Annotated in this window: 15 protein-coding genes and 2 pseudogenes; 4 read left to right on the top strand and 13 right to left on the bottom strand. The window is 39.6% G+C overall.

All coding sequences use genetic code 11. The features are described from left to right. Positions 1-55: 55 nt before the first annotated feature. Positions 56-670 carry an L-threonylcarbamoyladenylate synthase gene (locus tag JCM16496_RS04695; protein WP_025832646.1) on the top strand — a complete coding sequence of 205 codons (615 nt, stop codon included), beginning with the start codon at positions 56-58 and terminating at the stop codon, positions 668-670. Between the two features lie 76 nt (positions 671-746). Then, positions 747-1768, top strand: a pseudogene (locus tag JCM16496_RS04690) (AI-2E family transporter). 4 nt (positions 1769-1772) lie between these two features. On the opposite strand, the gene JCM16496_RS23500 reads toward JCM16496_RS04690, so the two are convergent. From JCM16496_RS23500 to JCM16496_RS04665, 6 genes and pseudogenes are all read right to left on the bottom strand, one after another. After that, positions 1773-2285, bottom strand: a complete 513-nt coding sequence (locus JCM16496_RS23500; RefSeq protein WP_500778593.1) for a DUF4934 domain-containing protein — start codon at positions 2283-2285, stop codon at positions 1773-1775. Continuing rightward, positions 2201-2968 carry a DUF4934 domain-containing protein gene (locus tag JCM16496_RS23495; protein ID WP_244440243.1) on the bottom strand — a complete coding sequence of 256 codons (768 nt, stop codon included), beginning with the start codon at positions 2966-2968 and terminating at the stop codon, positions 2201-2203. The genes JCM16496_RS23500 and JCM16496_RS23495 overlap by 85 nt, the downstream gene beginning before the upstream one ends. A gap of 66 nt (positions 2969-3034) precedes the next feature. Beyond that, entirely contained in the window at positions 3035-3883 is an 849-nt protein-coding gene (locus JCM16496_RS04680) for a formylglycine-generating enzyme family protein (RefSeq protein WP_025832644.1), read from the bottom strand. Positions 3884-3982: 99 nt separating this feature from the next. Then, the gene (locus tag JCM16496_RS04675; RefSeq protein WP_025832641.1) at positions 3983-5293 is read right to left on the bottom strand and encodes an HlyD family secretion protein; all 1311 of its coding nucleotides are present in this window, start codon (positions 5291-5293) and stop codon (positions 3983-3985) included. A gap of 3 nt (positions 5294-5296) precedes the next feature. Beyond that, positions 5297-7501: pseudogene (locus JCM16496_RS04670) on the bottom strand (peptidase domain-containing ABC transporter). A gap of 38 nt (positions 7502-7539) precedes the next feature. Further along, on the bottom strand, positions 7540-8712 hold the full coding sequence (locus tag JCM16496_RS04665) for a 6-bladed beta-propeller (RefSeq protein WP_025832639.1): 1173 nt from the start codon (positions 8710-8712) through the stop codon (positions 7540-7542). A gap of 190 nt (positions 8713-8902) precedes the next feature. Here JCM16496_RS04665 and JCM16496_RS23490 point away from each other — a divergent pair, with 190 nt between their 5' ends. Next, complete coding sequence (locus JCM16496_RS23490) at positions 8903-9619, top strand: transposase (RefSeq protein WP_025832637.1); 717 nt, start codon at positions 8903-8905, stop codon at positions 9617-9619. After that, complete coding sequence (locus JCM16496_RS23485; RefSeq protein WP_025832635.1) at positions 9558-10124, top strand: hypothetical protein; 567 nt, start codon at positions 9558-9560, stop codon at positions 10122-10124. Before JCM16496_RS23490 ends, JCM16496_RS23485 begins: the two co-directional genes overlap by 62 nt. A gap of 31 nt (positions 10125-10155) precedes the next feature. Here the strand turns inward: JCM16496_RS23485 and JCM16496_RS04650 are convergent, their stop codons facing one another. From JCM16496_RS04650 to JCM16496_RS04625, 7 genes are all read right to left on the bottom strand, one after another. Beyond that, on the bottom strand, positions 10156-10500 hold the full coding sequence (locus tag JCM16496_RS04650; RefSeq protein ID WP_025832633.1) for a hypothetical protein: 345 nt from the start codon (positions 10498-10500) through the stop codon (positions 10156-10158). A gap of 81 nt (positions 10501-10581) precedes the next feature. Next, a complete protein-coding gene (locus tag JCM16496_RS21425) occupies positions 10582-10812 on the bottom strand; it encodes a class I lanthipeptide (protein WP_128809454.1) in 231 nt (76 codons plus the stop codon). Positions 10813-10866: 54 nt separating this feature from the next. Next, complete coding sequence (locus JCM16496_RS04645; RefSeq protein ID WP_025832631.1) at positions 10867-11601, bottom strand: lanthionine synthetase LanC family protein; 735 nt, start codon at positions 11599-11601, stop codon at positions 10867-10869. A gap of 83 nt (positions 11602-11684) precedes the next feature. Further along, positions 11685-12707 (bottom strand): hypothetical protein, encoded by a 1023-nt coding sequence (locus tag JCM16496_RS04640; protein WP_025832629.1) that lies wholly within the window; start codon positions 12705-12707, stop codon positions 11685-11687. A gap of 1 nt (position 12708) precedes the next feature. Continuing rightward, a complete protein-coding gene (locus tag JCM16496_RS04635) occupies positions 12709-13788 on the bottom strand; it encodes a glycosyltransferase family 2 protein (RefSeq protein ID WP_025832627.1) in 1080 nt (359 codons plus the stop codon). Between the two features lie 18 nt (positions 13789-13806). Then, the gene (locus JCM16496_RS04630) at positions 13807-14208 is read right to left on the bottom strand and encodes a DUF3244 domain-containing protein (protein ID WP_244440242.1); all 402 of its coding nucleotides are present in this window, start codon (positions 14206-14208) and stop codon (positions 13807-13809) included. Positions 14209-14362: 154 nt separating this feature from the next. Beyond that, positions 14363-16057, bottom strand: coding sequence for a tetratricopeptide repeat protein (locus tag JCM16496_RS04625; RefSeq protein ID WP_025832623.1), 1695 nt, complete (start codon positions 16055-16057; stop codon positions 14363-14365). Positions 16058-16082 lie beyond the last annotated feature (25 nt).

The following is a 16082-nucleotide window of genomic DNA, read 5'->3' as shown; positions in this document are numbered from 1 at the left end:
AAGCCGATTATTACCTACTTTTGCAGGTATTATAAAACTCAAATCCATTTCCGCCATGCTTCTGAAACTTTATGAAAAAAATAACAATCCCGCCGACCTGCAGCAGGTGGTCGACCTGCTGAATGACGGAGGTATCCTTATCTACCCTACCGACACCATGTATGCCATCGGCTGCCACGGACTGAAGGAGCGCGCCATCGAGCGCATCTGCCGCCTCAAGGACATTGACCCCAAGAAGAACAATCTTTCCATCATCTGCTACGACTTGAGCAAGGTCAGCGAATATGCCAAAGTGGACAACAGCACCTTCAAGTTGATGAAGCGTAATCTGCCCGGAGCCTTCACCTTCATTCTGAACGGCACCACCCGCCTGCCCAAGATATTCCGTAACCGCAAGGAGGTCGGCATCCGTATGCCCGCCAATCCCATCATTCAGGAAATAGCCCGCCTGCTGGATGCTCCCATCATGACAACGACATTGCCGCATGACGACAATGAGGACATTGAATACTGCACAGACCCGGAACTGATTGACGAGAAATTCGGTGATATTGTCGATTTGGTAATAGACGGCGGTATCGGCGGTACGGAAGGCTCTACCGTAGTGGATTGTACCAATGGGGAGCCTGAAATCATACGCCGGGGGGCAGGCTGGCTGGACGAAGGATAAATATTGAATTCCGGGCACTGTTTCCAAACCTTTCCAGCTTCTTTTATGTTTCTTTACCAAGAAATATAGGAACTTTATGAGCATAAAAGAACAATACTGGAAATATTCATTGATAGCTATCATTATCGGGCTGGGAATCATTCTTTTCAGACAAATAGCCCCATTCATGGGCGGTCTGCTGGGAGCCTTGACTATCTATATCCTGGTGAGAAAGCAGATGATGTACCTTTCCGACAAGCGGAAAATGAAGCGCAGCATAGCTGCCACCCTCATTACAGCAGAGGCAATTCTCTGCTTTCTGGTCCCGCTTGGCTGGTGGTATGGCTGGCTGTGGTCAATCTGCAAAACATCAATCTGGACCCGCAAGCCATTATAGCTCCTTTCGAAGAAGCGGCCGACATCATTAAAGCCAAAACCGGCTACTATATTTTGGGAAAAGACACGGTGACATACGTCATTTCAATTCTTCCCCGCATCGGGCAAGCCATCATGGGAGGTATCAGCAGTTTTGCCGTCAACATCTTCGTGCTGGTCTTTGTACTCTACTTCATGCTGATAGGGGGCAAAAAGATGGAACAGTACGTCAACGACCTACTGCCGTTCAACGATGACAATACACAAAACGTCATCCACGAAATCAACATGATTGTCCGTTCCAATGCCATCGGTATCCCCTTGCTCGCCGTCATACAAGGAGGAGTAGCCATAATAGGCTACTGGATTTTCGGTGCTCCCAACATCTTGTTCGCCGGTTTCCTGACCTGCTTCGCCAGCATCATCCCAATGGTAGGAACAGCGCTGGTATGGTTTCCGATAGCTGTCTACATGGCATTGATAGGCAACTGGGTTCAAGCTATCGGCCTGGCCATCTATGGTGGTGCAGTCATTTCACAGCTCGACAACCTGATACGCTTCATCATCCAGAAGAAAATGGCAGACATTCATCCGCTTATCACTGTCTTCGGAGTTGTAATCGGCTTGTCCCTCTTCGGATTCATGGGCATCATCTTCGGCCCGCTGCTCTTGTCACTATTCTTTCTGTTCGTGGATATGTTTAAAAGAGAGTATTTGGATGCAAGGGGGAAGACGACGGAATAAGTACTTAATAAAGCATGACCATAATAGGGTTACCTTCCTCTTCTACTCCCATTCTCCGTTGATTATCATCACTGAGTTCATCCGGTTGTAACAAAGCAAAAAAATGTCCATCCGAAGTGACTCCCCTGATTTGGATATGCTGATTATTCATTTTATCAAATAAGCTATCACCCTTTTGGCAAACAACAGTTTTCTTTTCCTTATGGTAAAATCCACAATATGACTGACTTGCTTCTAAATATAAGCTTGTATGAAAATGGAAATAGATGTACTCTGCATTCTCCAGAATATAGTCTATGGCTATTTTTTTATCACATCCTTCTACATCCAATTGCTGCTGCTCATTCCAGTGCCACTCACCCAGTTCAAAAACCAGATATGGAGTAAGTCCCTGCTCTGAAATAGTATAGATAGTATCATTAAAAGCTTGTTTCACTCGGATGGCATCCTTAGATTTCCATAACGAAGGGCTATTGATTGCCGTATAATATTTCCGGTCACCCACAAATTCTGCCATTGCCAAGTCACCTCCATAAGCAACATTGCCCCCAACAAATTTGAAACCGACAAAACCTCATCCATGGGAAGCAGGGCTGAATTCCATGTAGCAATACCGGTCAATGACATCGTATTTCTATCCATATAAAAGACTGATGGTGTCTCCGGAGAGAGTTTCATTTTATTATGTCCCCAAATTCTGTCCGCATCCATCAAATAGTAATTTTGGGACAAAATACAATTTACTGTATCTTGCAATCGAATTCTATCCTTATATTTCCCATCAAATCCATATAGTAGGAAATCATTATTCCATCCCAATAGATAAACGGTTCTCCGAACCGTATCAGTCCAAAAGCTCACTTTTCCCCATGAATCCTTTGCATATCCTTCCGGATCAGTACCTACGTGTCCAATATCCCGAATATACTTCCCGTTAGTACGGTCAAAAAGCTTCAGATTCTGATGGACAGAAGATACCAATATCGCACTATCCATAATTATGCACTCCGGATATTTTCCAATAATAGCCTGCTCATTAGTCTCCAAAGGAATATAACTTATGCTGGAAAACAAATTTTGTACAGATTGTCCTTCTGACAATCTACTCATTGCTCCCGCAACATTAATTACATTGCTATCAATCTGCTTTTCGGAACACGAAGTTACAACCAACATCAATAATAAAAAGAATTTCCACATATATCTCATACCATTTTATTCATTACTCTGAAAGTAGTAAAATATCACTTATCATCATTAATTACATTATTTAATCGATTCCGGCTCCATCACAAGGCGAAAACCTCCATACTCGTCACTATAATTCTCAATGTCGTAATCAATGTACGACACCCGACACCCCTTTGTTGTTCCTCCCCAACTTCCACCTCGCAATATTCGGCGGAAAAAAAGATAAGTACCCTCAAAAGGCCATCCCGGATGGATAGACTTACCACCTTGCTTGTATTCTTTAGTGTACAAATCACCGCACCACTCCCAAACATTGCCACTCATATCATACAATCCCAATTCATTGCTTTTTTTCAGACCTACCGGACGGGTAGTTCCAGCTTCTCCATATTGTCCACCAGAGGAATTCCCAACATACCAAGCCACTTCACTTACCTGATTGCTGCCACTGTATTTATAGTGCTTACTTTTGTGTCCGCCACGCGCTGCATATTCCCATTCGGCCTCAGTCGGAAGGCGAAATGTTTTACCGGTCATAGCATTTAATCTACCGATAAACTCCTGCGCATTTTTCCAGCTTACATTTTCCATCGGGCAATCTTCGCATCCCCCATTAAACGGCAAAATGGAATCAGTATCCATAACCGCCCTCCACAGCCTTTGAGTAACCTCATATTTTCCTATGTAAAAATCAGATACCGACTCCTTACGTGCAGGTTTCTCATTATCCTCACAGTCACATCCCTGTTCATCTGTACATCCCATCATAAATGTACCTCCTTTCACAAAAACCATCTCAATAGAATCCCCATTCACAACAACTATAAGTTGCTGAATAAGAGTTTCATTCGACTGACATCGAATAAAAACAGTTATAAGACATATTGCCAAAACAACAGTCAATGCTTTAACTCTTCTTTTCATACTTTCATAAGAACATCCTCTTCCTTAGTATTTCATACTATATATATACGAATAGCACAAACATACTAAAAACAAATGAATTACGAAATTTCCATAGAACTATTTTTCATATTCCACCACTTTCCTCAACGGAGCCAACAACCTTTCCAGCACATTCCTGTCAGCAAGGATAATGTCTACCGTACCTTTCAACTCACGCGAAACAGGTAGCAGTTTGCCGTAGTTGGTCTGCATGCCGTCAGGCAAAGTTATTTCCACTATATACATTCCCTCTTCCGTTGGAGCAGGAGAGATACTTGCAACCTGCCCTTTTACATAGCCAAACTCCTGGTCGGGATAATTATTCAGACGTATATGCACCCGCTGTCCCACATGTACCTTACCCGAACCCTGCAAAGGAAGTAGAGCCTTACCCAATACCCTTGAACTGTCGGATGGCTGAATCGTGAAAACCGTCTCACCGGCTTTCACATTCTGGTTACGACTCCAAACCGTCATAAAAGTAACCTTCCCCCTGACCGGACTTTTCAATAAATAAGAGTGCTCCCATGCACTTAATTGCGCGGACAACTGCCCGATGGCATTCTTTAAATCAGTCCGGCGACTCTGTTCCTCATCGTATGCTTGCTTACGTATATCCAACATATTCTCCTCATGTTGCACCAACTGCATTTCTGCCTGAAGCAAACTCATACGTACCTCTTCTTTAGCACGCAAACTTTGCAAATATCTGCTTCCAGACTCCTCAAATTCCGCAGCAATCATAGCCTTGCGCACATATAGAATAGAGTCACGGGTATACATGTTCTTGGCAAGCTTTATATCCTTATCAATCAACTCATATTCCCGTTCTGCCAACCGAAGATAGGAGCGTTGTCCACCCAGTTGTTTTTCCTGAAAACGAAGTTTCCGAGCGTAATAGTCCAACTCCATAAAACGTGCATATTCTGTAAGTGAAGTAATGAAAGCTGCAAAAGCCGATTGCAGTTCCCCCAACTGCCAGCGCCTACCGGCAAAAAACTCCACTCCTTTCCGCCAGTCATAATCTTGCACTTCCCAGTCTTTCATCCTCTCCTTAAGAAAACGCACATCTTCAGAAGACGCAGCATTGCCAATCACTCCTAAATCCGCATCCGCATTCACCAGGCTCCCATTCTTCACATAAAGTGTATCCAGCTTCCCCGTAGCATGTGACAGCACAAAGGCGGGAGGCTCTTCCGTAGCCAGAGTCACCTCTGCCGCCAAGGTGTCCGGATACCTGAATATCCAACAACCAACCAGTATTATCAGCAAAATCAACGCCAAGACAGTGATTCCACACCTCACTACCCAGGGAGAGATATGGTTCATCACCTCCTGCACTTCTTCACTGCGGAGTTCTATATCTTTATATTTCTTTTCTTCCTCCATTCATTAACTACCCAATTCCAACTGGTTCTTAACCAGCCGGTAATATAGTCCTTTCCGTTCCGTCAGTTCCCGATGGGTACCTTCCTCACAATGCATCCCTTATCCAGTACCACAATCTTATCGGCATCCTTCACCGTGCTGAGCCTATGCGCCACTACCACCACGGTTTTTCCTTTATAGAATTCATGCAGATGTTCCATAATCTCTTTTTCATTATTTGCATCCAAGGCATTAGTAGCTTCGTCAAAGAAAAGAAATTCCGGATTTTTATACACAGCACGTGCTATCAGCAAACGTTGTTTCTGCCCTTGGCTGATACCATTCCCCTCCATACCGATTTTGGTGTTATATCCCAATGGAAGAGAATCTATGAAATCACGGATATTGGCCACCGTCACGGCGTGACGTAGCCGCTCCACATCAACCTGCTCCTCTCCCACAGCAATATTCTGCGCAATGGTTTCCGAAAAGATAAACCCATCCTGCATCACGCTCCCGTCTTGGCACGCCACAAATGAGGATTTATGTTCTCCAACGAAGCATCCCCTACCTTCATGCTTCCTTTATTGGGCGAATAGAAACCCAGCATCAGTTTCACCAGAGTGGTTTTTCCACTCCCGCTCGCACCTACAATAGCTGTCACTTTATGTTCGGGAATCACCAAAGAGACATTATCCAGCACATAGTCTCTATCCGCTCCATCGTAACTGAAGCACACATTTTCCATTCTCAGTTCCCGCTTCTCAGGCAAAACAGACAATTTTGAAGCAATATCCTGCTCCTCGTCCGGTTTCCCATGTACCTCATTCAGCCGTTCCAGACTTATCTTGGCATCCTGAAACTGCTGCGCAAATCCTATAAAAGAAGAGACCGGCGCACTGAGCTGACCGATGATATAAGTCAGAGACATCATCATACCCAGTGTCATCTCCCCTTCCACCACCGCCTTTGCGGCAATAAACGAGATTATAATATTCGTGGTCTGATTGAAAAACACAGAACCTACTTGCTGTACCTGCCCCAGCGCCAACCCTTTTACGCTGATTTTAAACAGTTTCACCTGAATACGCTCCCACTGCCAGCGCTTCTGTGTCTCGCAGTTGTTCAACTTTATCTCCTGCATGGCAGTCACCATCTGCACAAGGTTACTCTGTTCTCCGGCTGCTTGTGCAAACCGACGGATATCCAATTCACGGCGATATTTCATAAAAGCAAGTATCCAAGCGATATACAAGCTGTTACCTAAAAGAAAGATTCCCAATACCACCAAATTGTAGTAAGCAAGTACAATAGCAAAGATGAAAAAACTGACAAAGGAAAAGAGCGTACTAATAGAAGAACCTGTCAGAAAATTCTTTATACGGTCATGGTCACCAATGCGCTGTATAATGTCTCCCACCATCTTCGTGTCAAAAAAATGAAGCGGTAACTTCATCAACTTTGCCAAAAAGTCCGAAATAAGGGAGATGGATATACGCGTATTCACATGCAACAATATCCAGCTACGGATAAACTCTACCGATAGTTGTGATACCGAGATTATAATCTGCGCAACCAGCACTAAAGTAATAAAGCTCAAATTTCCGTCACTGATACCCACATCCACCAAGGCTTGCGTAAGAAAAGGCAGGATAAGCTGAAGTAAGCTCACCACCAACATGCCCAATATCAGCTGGAACAACTCTTTTCTATAGGGAGTCAGATAACGGAAAAAAAACGCAGCCCTCTTTCTTTCAGTTCCGGTTCTCCCTCACCATTATAAAAGTCAGGAGTGGGTTCCAGTGCAAGTGCCGTTCCTTTTTCTTCTCCGTCCGATTTGATAGCCAACCAACATCGTTTCAGTTCCTGTTCATTATACGTAACCAACTGAGTTGCCGGGTCCGCTATCCTAAACGTGTATTGCCCTCTCTTTTTCTTAATATCATAGCAAACCACAAAATGACTCTGATTCCAATGCAAAATGCAAGGCAGAGGAACATCTTCCACCAATTGTTCAAAAGAGACACGAACTCCGGACGTTCTGAAACCAATAGACTCAGCGGCATCGCTGATGCCTAACATGGAAACGCCATTGCGAGAAATAAAAGAACGGGCACGCAAAGTCTGCAATGAATAGCTCTTTCCATAGTAAAGAGCTATCATACGCAGACAAGCCGGGCCACAATCCATAGCATCAAGCTGACGATAATATGGGAATATCTGCTTCATATCTTTAATGAACCGATTTCACCAATTATTAAAATTAATTATTCTTCAGTCAAACTCTTATATTTATATAACAAAACAACGGGATTTGACTCCTCATTCAATCCTGCAGCAATTTCTTTGGCTCTCCCTTTCAGCTCATTATTTTCATAAGTTTCCACCAATTGATTGGCTGCCAACGTCTGAAAAGCAGCTATTTCACCACTATTTATCGGATGGGATACCATATCTACACTTTGCAGTTTAGCAAAGTCACCATTACGCACAATAGCATCGAATACTGCATTCTCTTGCTTGTCATACACCACACTGATAGTAGGGAATCCTCTTCTTTTATCAAAATCGAATACCTTTTGTATCGTTTGCATGAAATAATAACGTTCTGTAACCGCCCCCATGGTAAGAAGAATTTCAGGATTCTCAGAAGGAGTTTTCACCAAAAACGGGCATAATTTGTTTTCTTTCGATACATAGTTGTACACCGTATCAGTGGATGTTTCTACAAGCAACCAATCACCTTTATACGGTATTATCGGACGTACAGAAGCTACTGCTATACCATCCCCTTTTTGCACAAAAGGTGCTTTGACAATATCAAATGGAACTGGAATCCCTTTCACCACACTTCCGTCTTTTTTCGATATTATCATATGATAAAACGGTTTTTCTTTCGACTTTCCTTCATTGTAATATACAGACATATCATAGCAAATTAAACTATTTTCATCATAATTGAGCACATCCATAAATTCAGTACCCTCTACATGGTTGAAGCTTCGTTTGAAGTTGCCTAAAAAATCATAAACAAGAATTTTCTTGGAAGGAGTATTATTCACAAACAATTCCTCTTTACTTTCATCTAACACAATTCCGTTGATAAAAGTATATTCCTCAGCACCCTGCCCCCGGCGATTCCACTTCCTCACACCCTTACCAGTTTTTCTGTCAAAAAGGAAGATGTCACCATCATTATTCCAGTTTTTCACTACAATATATTTATTGCCAATAGCCATCACATCACCCTGCGTAATGAATTCATCATTCGTTTCCAACGGAATGTATTCCACATCCATAAAATCCTGAAGAAGCAGCTCCCTTTTAGGATAATTTCCAGCAATATCTACCATAACTACATTGGCAGCTTTGTCATCCTTACTGCATCCAATCCATCCCAGTATTAAGAATAATACTATAACTACATTTATTCTTTTCATAACTTACGTATCATTAATTACAATACTTCGGTAAATTTTTAATTTAATCAATTTATATCATCAACGAGGCGTTAACCAGATTGATGTAACTCGTTAAAAATTAGATAGTTATTAACATGACTTGATGATAAAAAGTTGGTCAAGTCGCTGACTATCATCAACTTTGCTGTTTTCCTAGGACATTAAAGTTATGCAAATATTCGAGCTACTTGACCATTATGAGAGAATCTGCCAGAGAGGTTTCTTCGGAGTTTCCACAAAGGTAAACAAAAGAATTAAAGGAAACATCATTGAGATACTTATTTTAATCATGTGTATACCAAGAAAGATAAATTTCCTTCAGCTGGGGCGCTACGGAAGACGTTCAGAACAGTGCTATCGGCAAACTTTTGCCCGAGATTTTGACTGGATGCAATTCAATATGAATCTTGCATCTAACAGATTCCAATACGGGTTGAAGCGTCTTGCAATAGCCATTGATCCGAGCTATGTATCCAAAGCCGGGAAGAAAACTGCACACATAGGGCGATTTTGGTCAGGATGTGCTTCAGCCGTCAAACATGGATTAGAGATTTTAGGCATTGGCTTAGTTGATGCAGACATTAAAGACTGCATGATGCTTCGTGCTGTACAAACAAAAAATGCCATTGAACTAGCCGCTGAAAATCTGACCTTACCCGAGTGGTACCTTTCTGTTTTGAAACGATATAAAGACAACCTGTTGAAAATAACCAATGTAGTCGTAGCTGATGCTGCTTTCTCCAATAAGACTTTTGTCACAGGACTCAAGGAAATAGGATTTGAACTGATATCTCGATTAAGAGCAAACTCTGTTCTTTTCTATCATGTACGAAGGCGAACGAACCGGGAAACGGGGACGCCCAAAGAAGTACGATGGAAAAGTTGATTTTGAAAACCTTGATACCTCCAGAATGACCAGGCTGTTCATTGATTTGTCAGAAGGTAGCGCATACGAGTTGATTGTATGGAGCAAAGCGCTGGAACAAAAGATAAAGCTCGTCATACATATCCTTCCGAATGGGGATTACAGATTGTACTTCTCTACTGATGTAACAGCTTACGGAATCCATATCTACGATATTTATCGCACTAGGTTTCAAATCGAATTTTGCTTTCGTGATGGGCATCAGTTTACAGGACTGCTTGATTGTCAAGGAAGAAGTGAAGTGGCTTTAGATTTTGCCTATAATGCTTCTTTGGCGGCCATAAACGTTGTCAAACTGATGAGAAAGGAGACTAATACATCACTCTCAATAGGGAGAATTAAGTCACTGATGGTCAATGCTCACTTCATAAAAAGATTTTTTGATGCAAGCGGGATTGACCCGAATTCAACTTTAAATATCAAACTTGTCAAAGAACTATTTGGCTGTGAGGCTCTAGCCGCATAGCCGTTATCAAATTATTAACGAACTATTGATACTAGTATAAATCACTTTTATATACACAAGAATCATTTATGCTCACTTCAAGAATACGGTTGCTATTTGACCCAAACAAATGCTCACTTTGAATGTGTAACTCAATTTCATGACCCGGCAAATAATTCTGAAACCATTCATAATTTATTTTACTTTCCATACCTCTATTTATATAATAAAAAGAATCGTTCTCCAATTCTATGATAATATCATTATGCTCTGTAGCAGATACACTTCTAACAATTCCTTTTTGCAAATTTATGTTATTTGATATAGATACGAACCTAAGTATTAGAAATAGGGCTATAAAAGCCATCAAAGCATACACTAAAATCATTTTTTTCATAACAATACATATTAAGTTTTTAGATACAATTTCCGCAAGTACACTACGGCACTTACGGAAATTTCATATTCTACACACAAATCATATACAGCCAACGCAATACCAAGCTTCAGTCTGTATATAACATCCTCTATCAGAAATTGAGTAGATGTCACAAGACCCCCTAGTCATACATCCTATTGACTGTGTTCCAGAATTTCCACAAACAGTTGTAGTAGCACCATTACATCCTCCATTTATAAAGGACATATCTTTTTTGTTTAAGGTAGAAATCACTTCTTTATTCAAAGTGAGCTTTTTAATTTTTTTCATGACATCATGTTTTAATTAAACAATTATTTTTACATCAAATACGAGTTAACGTTACTAACTAAGTAAAATACATTCATCCCAATCAATTAGTTGTGGTTTCAACTTGGACATAATACACAATCCAATTCCAATAATACCTTCGAGTAAAGAGAAGTCATCAACCAATATTTCCCTCTCTATCCACCTTTTATATTTGGCTGGTCCTGAATTATATTTAGCAAAATCCAAAGTTTTATCATACCAATACTCAGCAGTTTCAAAAAAGAGCATATTGTTTGTTTCCAAGTAAAGTCGCAAAAACAGATGAGCTATTCCAGATGCTCCATGACAAACACCAGCATCAAAAACTGCATTCTTTTTTAAATCTTTTCTCGTTGCATTATATTGCAATATATCTAAAGCATCACGCATCCATAATCCATTTCCGATTTCTTTAGCTCCACGAAACAATGTATATGCTATGCCAAGATCTCCATAACACCATCCTAATCTACTCCACAACGTTTTAGCAGTATTATCTTGAGAATACGTTGGGAAACGAGACAACCCTTCCACTGAATTTTGCTGACTAAAGACGAAGCGCATCGCATACTCCACGACAAGATTTATTCTTTCATAATCAGTATTCATTTTTATCAATCTCAACAAACATGCAATAATTCCTGATATCCCGTGCGAAAGAGACAGATTAACACCAAGCTTGCTGGAATCAGGAGAATAATATGACAACCACTTTACAGAATCATTTGAATCATAGATAGCAGAAACGTCCAAATAGTTCAACATCATATCAATCCCCTATTTTTTGCTGCCTATTTATCAAATAATATCCTATCCCTAACCCTCCATGCAGAAAATCACAATTTTTTTTCTCAAAACATATTATATTTAGAGAAATAACCGTTACGAAGCCGCCAACGTAGCACATCCTTGGGAGAATTGCTATGCAACAAAGCTTCCGAGTCGCGCAAAACATACAAATTATTCAAAGCTTCTTTTGCCAATGGACATACACTATATTCATCAATACGCTGTAGCCACCATTCCATATCCTGCCACAAATTAGTTGGAAACAAAAAAATAGGTTCCATATATATATCCGAATGTTCAGGTTTCAGAAAAAGCTGTACGATACGAAACAATATCTGCTCTATGACTTGAAAAAAGCGAGAACGGATTTGCGAGCGTTCATCGCAGAAACGAAACAGAAAATAATCACCCATCCATAATAATAATTGAGATATATTCACATAAGGTACATCCAACTCATGCCACAAAGATATCAGAAGCTCATCCGTTTCCGCAAGCAAATCATCCAACTCTGCATCCACAAAAGAATTCTGCACCAAACACTCTACCAAACATCCCCACTTAGCAAGACTTATTTCACTTGGAGCAGCAGCCACCTCTTGTTGTATTTGTTCCAACAAATCAAAAGCGTTTTCCTCTTCCTGCTCTCTCTCTTTTGTCTGACCCGCATTCTGAAAACCAGAAAGACATGCCAACAATTGTGCGTCAAATGATAAATCCATATTTTGATATTGCATTTCGTATTGATTCCAAACTAAAGTATTATTAGAGTAATGACACCAAAGTTCTTTTCCCAAAGGCAATTCTTTAGAAAGACCAGATGCATTATTTTTCAGAAAAAGTAAAAAATGACCTTCAATTCTATTTTGTATAACATCAATATTGTCAACATCTGATGAAAAAGTTATCCTTATATGCTCGCCTCGCTCCTCAGAAAGATAAATTAAACAACGATGAAACAGCTTTTCGTTATCATAATAAAATGAGGAAATTTCCAATAGCAAATTAAGCCAAGCATTTCTCGAATAAAAAATCGAGAGACAATACCAAGCCTTTCCACTTATAATTCTATATATTGGTTTCATATTACGATAAAACGATTTGATGAGCATAATCAAAATTCTTATAGGCCGTTCCCCAACCGAAACCTTCCGAATTCACAGTTTTACAACTATCAACAATCTCTTTCATTCTATAGAAATTTAAGGCCTCTGTAACTACCATAATTATTTTCACAACAAGGTTAGTATCAGTAATTTTATAGTATTGTTGATGACAGCTTAATAGTCCGTTCAAGTTTTTACTGAATAGCATCCTTTTATCTTTGAAATCCAACACTACTTCATTTTCTATATCAGTCCACGTTCCTTCTTCCCATTTATGTTTTATCGTTATCCGAAATCTTTCATCCATACAGCGTTTTACTCCATAAGGCGCATCAACAAGATTACAGTTCAAAGTCACATTATCTTGAATGATTCCAAAACCGACACTACCGTCAACATACAAAATCAAAATTTCTGTTAAACACGGATTTATATAATTCAGATATATACACTGAAGATTCTTAAACATGGCTTCTTGCGATATTCTGTCTTCATCAGGATGTGTCACAGCACCATAAAACTCCTTCTGAAAAAAAACATGGTGTTTAATTCCCTTATTCAACAATCGGTCAAATAATTCTGCATCCTCAAATCCATAGCCTACCAAAGCCTCATTATAACCTTCTATTGCAATAAAGTCTTGTTTCCTCAAACATATTCGTCCAAAAACATCACGTACACAAAGATTACTAATATAAAATATTTTCTTCTTCTCTTGAAACTCCTTCAGCATAAACTCAGCAAAGCCTTTCCCCAGATAATTATCTGCATCCAAGTTACATACCACATCACCTTTGGCTAATCTAAACACCATATTCCGGCTATGACTCCGCAAATAATGAACCGGCTCAGTAGTCCTATAATAGACAAGAATACCCATCTCAATATATTTCATCATAGATTGAGCAATCCATTCTTCTAATCCATCTTGCGAATTATAATCCAGCACAACAAACTCCACCTCATCTACTAAGAAATTATCAAGAATATTTTTCTCCAAAGTTTCTTGTAAATGTTTAAGCCGATTCATACAAGTGATGCAAAATGAGATTTGTTTCATAGTGCTATATAGCCATTATTAATGAATAGTAAATCTACCGAATGCATAAGCTCCATCCAAACCTTTTACCTCAAGTAAAAAATCACCAACTAAGCCTTTCTGTAATTGTACTTTTCTCAATATTGGAGAGCCAATATTCTCAGTAGAAGAGTAAACAACATCCCCATTCTGAGAAATTACAATTTCAATCTCACCTATAGATTGATAGAACTCCAAGTCAATGGAGTGGTCATCATTCAAAAATGCTAAAAAAGGAGTCACTGGAGGAATAGAACGGTGACCATTCCCCGGACCATCCGGTAAATCAAAATTCTCATCCATGATGATTTCTACTCTCGAAGGAAAGGTTACTGACTTTCCATTCACTACATTTACTACAAAGAAGCAGTATAAACCTAACAAAATAAAAAATGATTTCATAGTATCTTTAGTTTTGAATGTAACAAAGATAGCAATTTAATCACTTCTCAGGGAAAGTACAAGTGGACAATACAAAAGGGAATAACAAGCTATATATCAAGAAAATACTAAATAAAAAGTTACTAAGTTAGTGGACGAAAAGCAAGAAGTTCTTCTAATAAAGAGTTATAAATTCTTCCAATTTATCATTAGTATCCAAATTTAAGCTCTCCCTCAATCTCCGTTTTTTCGTAAAAATAGAATTCATCTCGCAGTCAAAAGTAAACATCAACTCAGTGGTAGTGAAACCGACTTTAAGCAAAGCTATCAATATCAGGTTACCACTCGTTAATTTAAAATCTTTCTTTAACCGAGAAATCAAATTACCATATATCAAATCCATGTATTCAAGGAGCTGTTCTTTCTCTTGTTTGGTCATATTCTTCACAATCAACTTTTCCTTCTTCAATTGCTCCAAGAGATAAACACCATTTACACATAAATTTTCACGTATTTTTCTATTCTCACCCTCCAACAGCAAAATCTTTTGATTCAATTTACCAATCTTCTCTCTATCTATTTCCGCTGTTTCACCTGCTTTTTGTTTCAACACATCAAGTTCATAAACATATCGTTTAATCATGCACTCATTCTCCTTTATTACTTGCATATTTTTCCGGAACATCTCTTCGTATCTCTTTCTCAAAAGAAAAAACGAGATAAGACATAACAAAATAATAGACAAGACTACTGCCATCCAAAAATAAAGCTGCATTTTCTTTTCACGCTCAACCTGTTCCTTTTCTAAAAGAAGTTTTTCTTTTTCATATTTACGTTGCAAAGTCAAAATTTGAGATGCATGTTTAGCATCCAGGTCAACGGACAACAACGAATCAGACTTCTCTTTGAAATAGAGAGCCATTACATACTTTTTCTGTTTCTTTTCCAACAGATACAAATAATGGTATGCCCCCGCCAGAGTACGAGACCTTTCAGAATTCAAAGCTAAAGTAAAATATCTTTTTGCCTCATCCAACTCATTTAGATTCAAATAAATATCCCCCAATGACATCGAATAGTGATACATAGAATGCCTGTCTTGCTCTGTTTCTACTGCCGTTTTCAACAAGATTATTGCATTTTCCAAATCCCCTTCATTTCTTTTTGCAATTCCCTTTACCTGTAATAAAGAAGGAATTACTCGCTCAAAATTGCAGCATTCTCTCTTTTCCTCGCACAAGGACAAAGCGCGATTGATATAATTATAAACGCTGTCATATTGCTGTTCCACATAATAAATACGAGCAATATCCCGATAAACATATATAACCCCTAACGTATCGGCTGCCTTCTGAAAACAAGATACCGAACTTTGATAATTATCAAGAGCATCTTTATATAGCTTTCTATCCACATTCAAAACACCGATATACTCATACGCCAAACCTTGCATCTTATACTCCTCTGTTTTTTCCAATACAGACCGAGCATCCAGATACGCTTTCATAGCCAGCGTATCATTCCCTTGCAAATGCATCACTTTCCCACAATAAAACAATGCCTTCCCAGCTTTCACATTATCCTCCCCATCCCTATAATAATCTACCGCCCACTTTATCAACGAATCGGACTGCAAGCTGTCCAGATAATTCTTGTCACGGGCTTGTGTCAACAGCAACGCATAGTCTGCCCGCTGCTTGCCACGAAGCTTCTCCGGATGAGGAATTTGCTCCAACAGCAGCAATGCACTGTCAGGATATACATCCATACACCTCTCTACCTTATCAAAAGCATTGAATACGTTCTTCTCTACGCAAGAACCTAACAGTCCGCAAACGGACAAAAGCCCAAGATATAGCAGTTTTTTCATTATTCATTTTTTAGCATACACAAAT

Origin of the sequence: Bacteroides rodentium JCM 16496 (assembly GCF_000614125.1) — a bacterium.
Classification (GTDB): domain Bacteria; phylum Bacteroidota; class Bacteroidia; order Bacteroidales; family Bacteroidaceae; genus Bacteroides; species Bacteroides rodentium.
The sequence above is the reverse complement of the archived record's forward strand: the minus strand, read 5'-3'. Positions and strand labels throughout refer to the sequence as shown.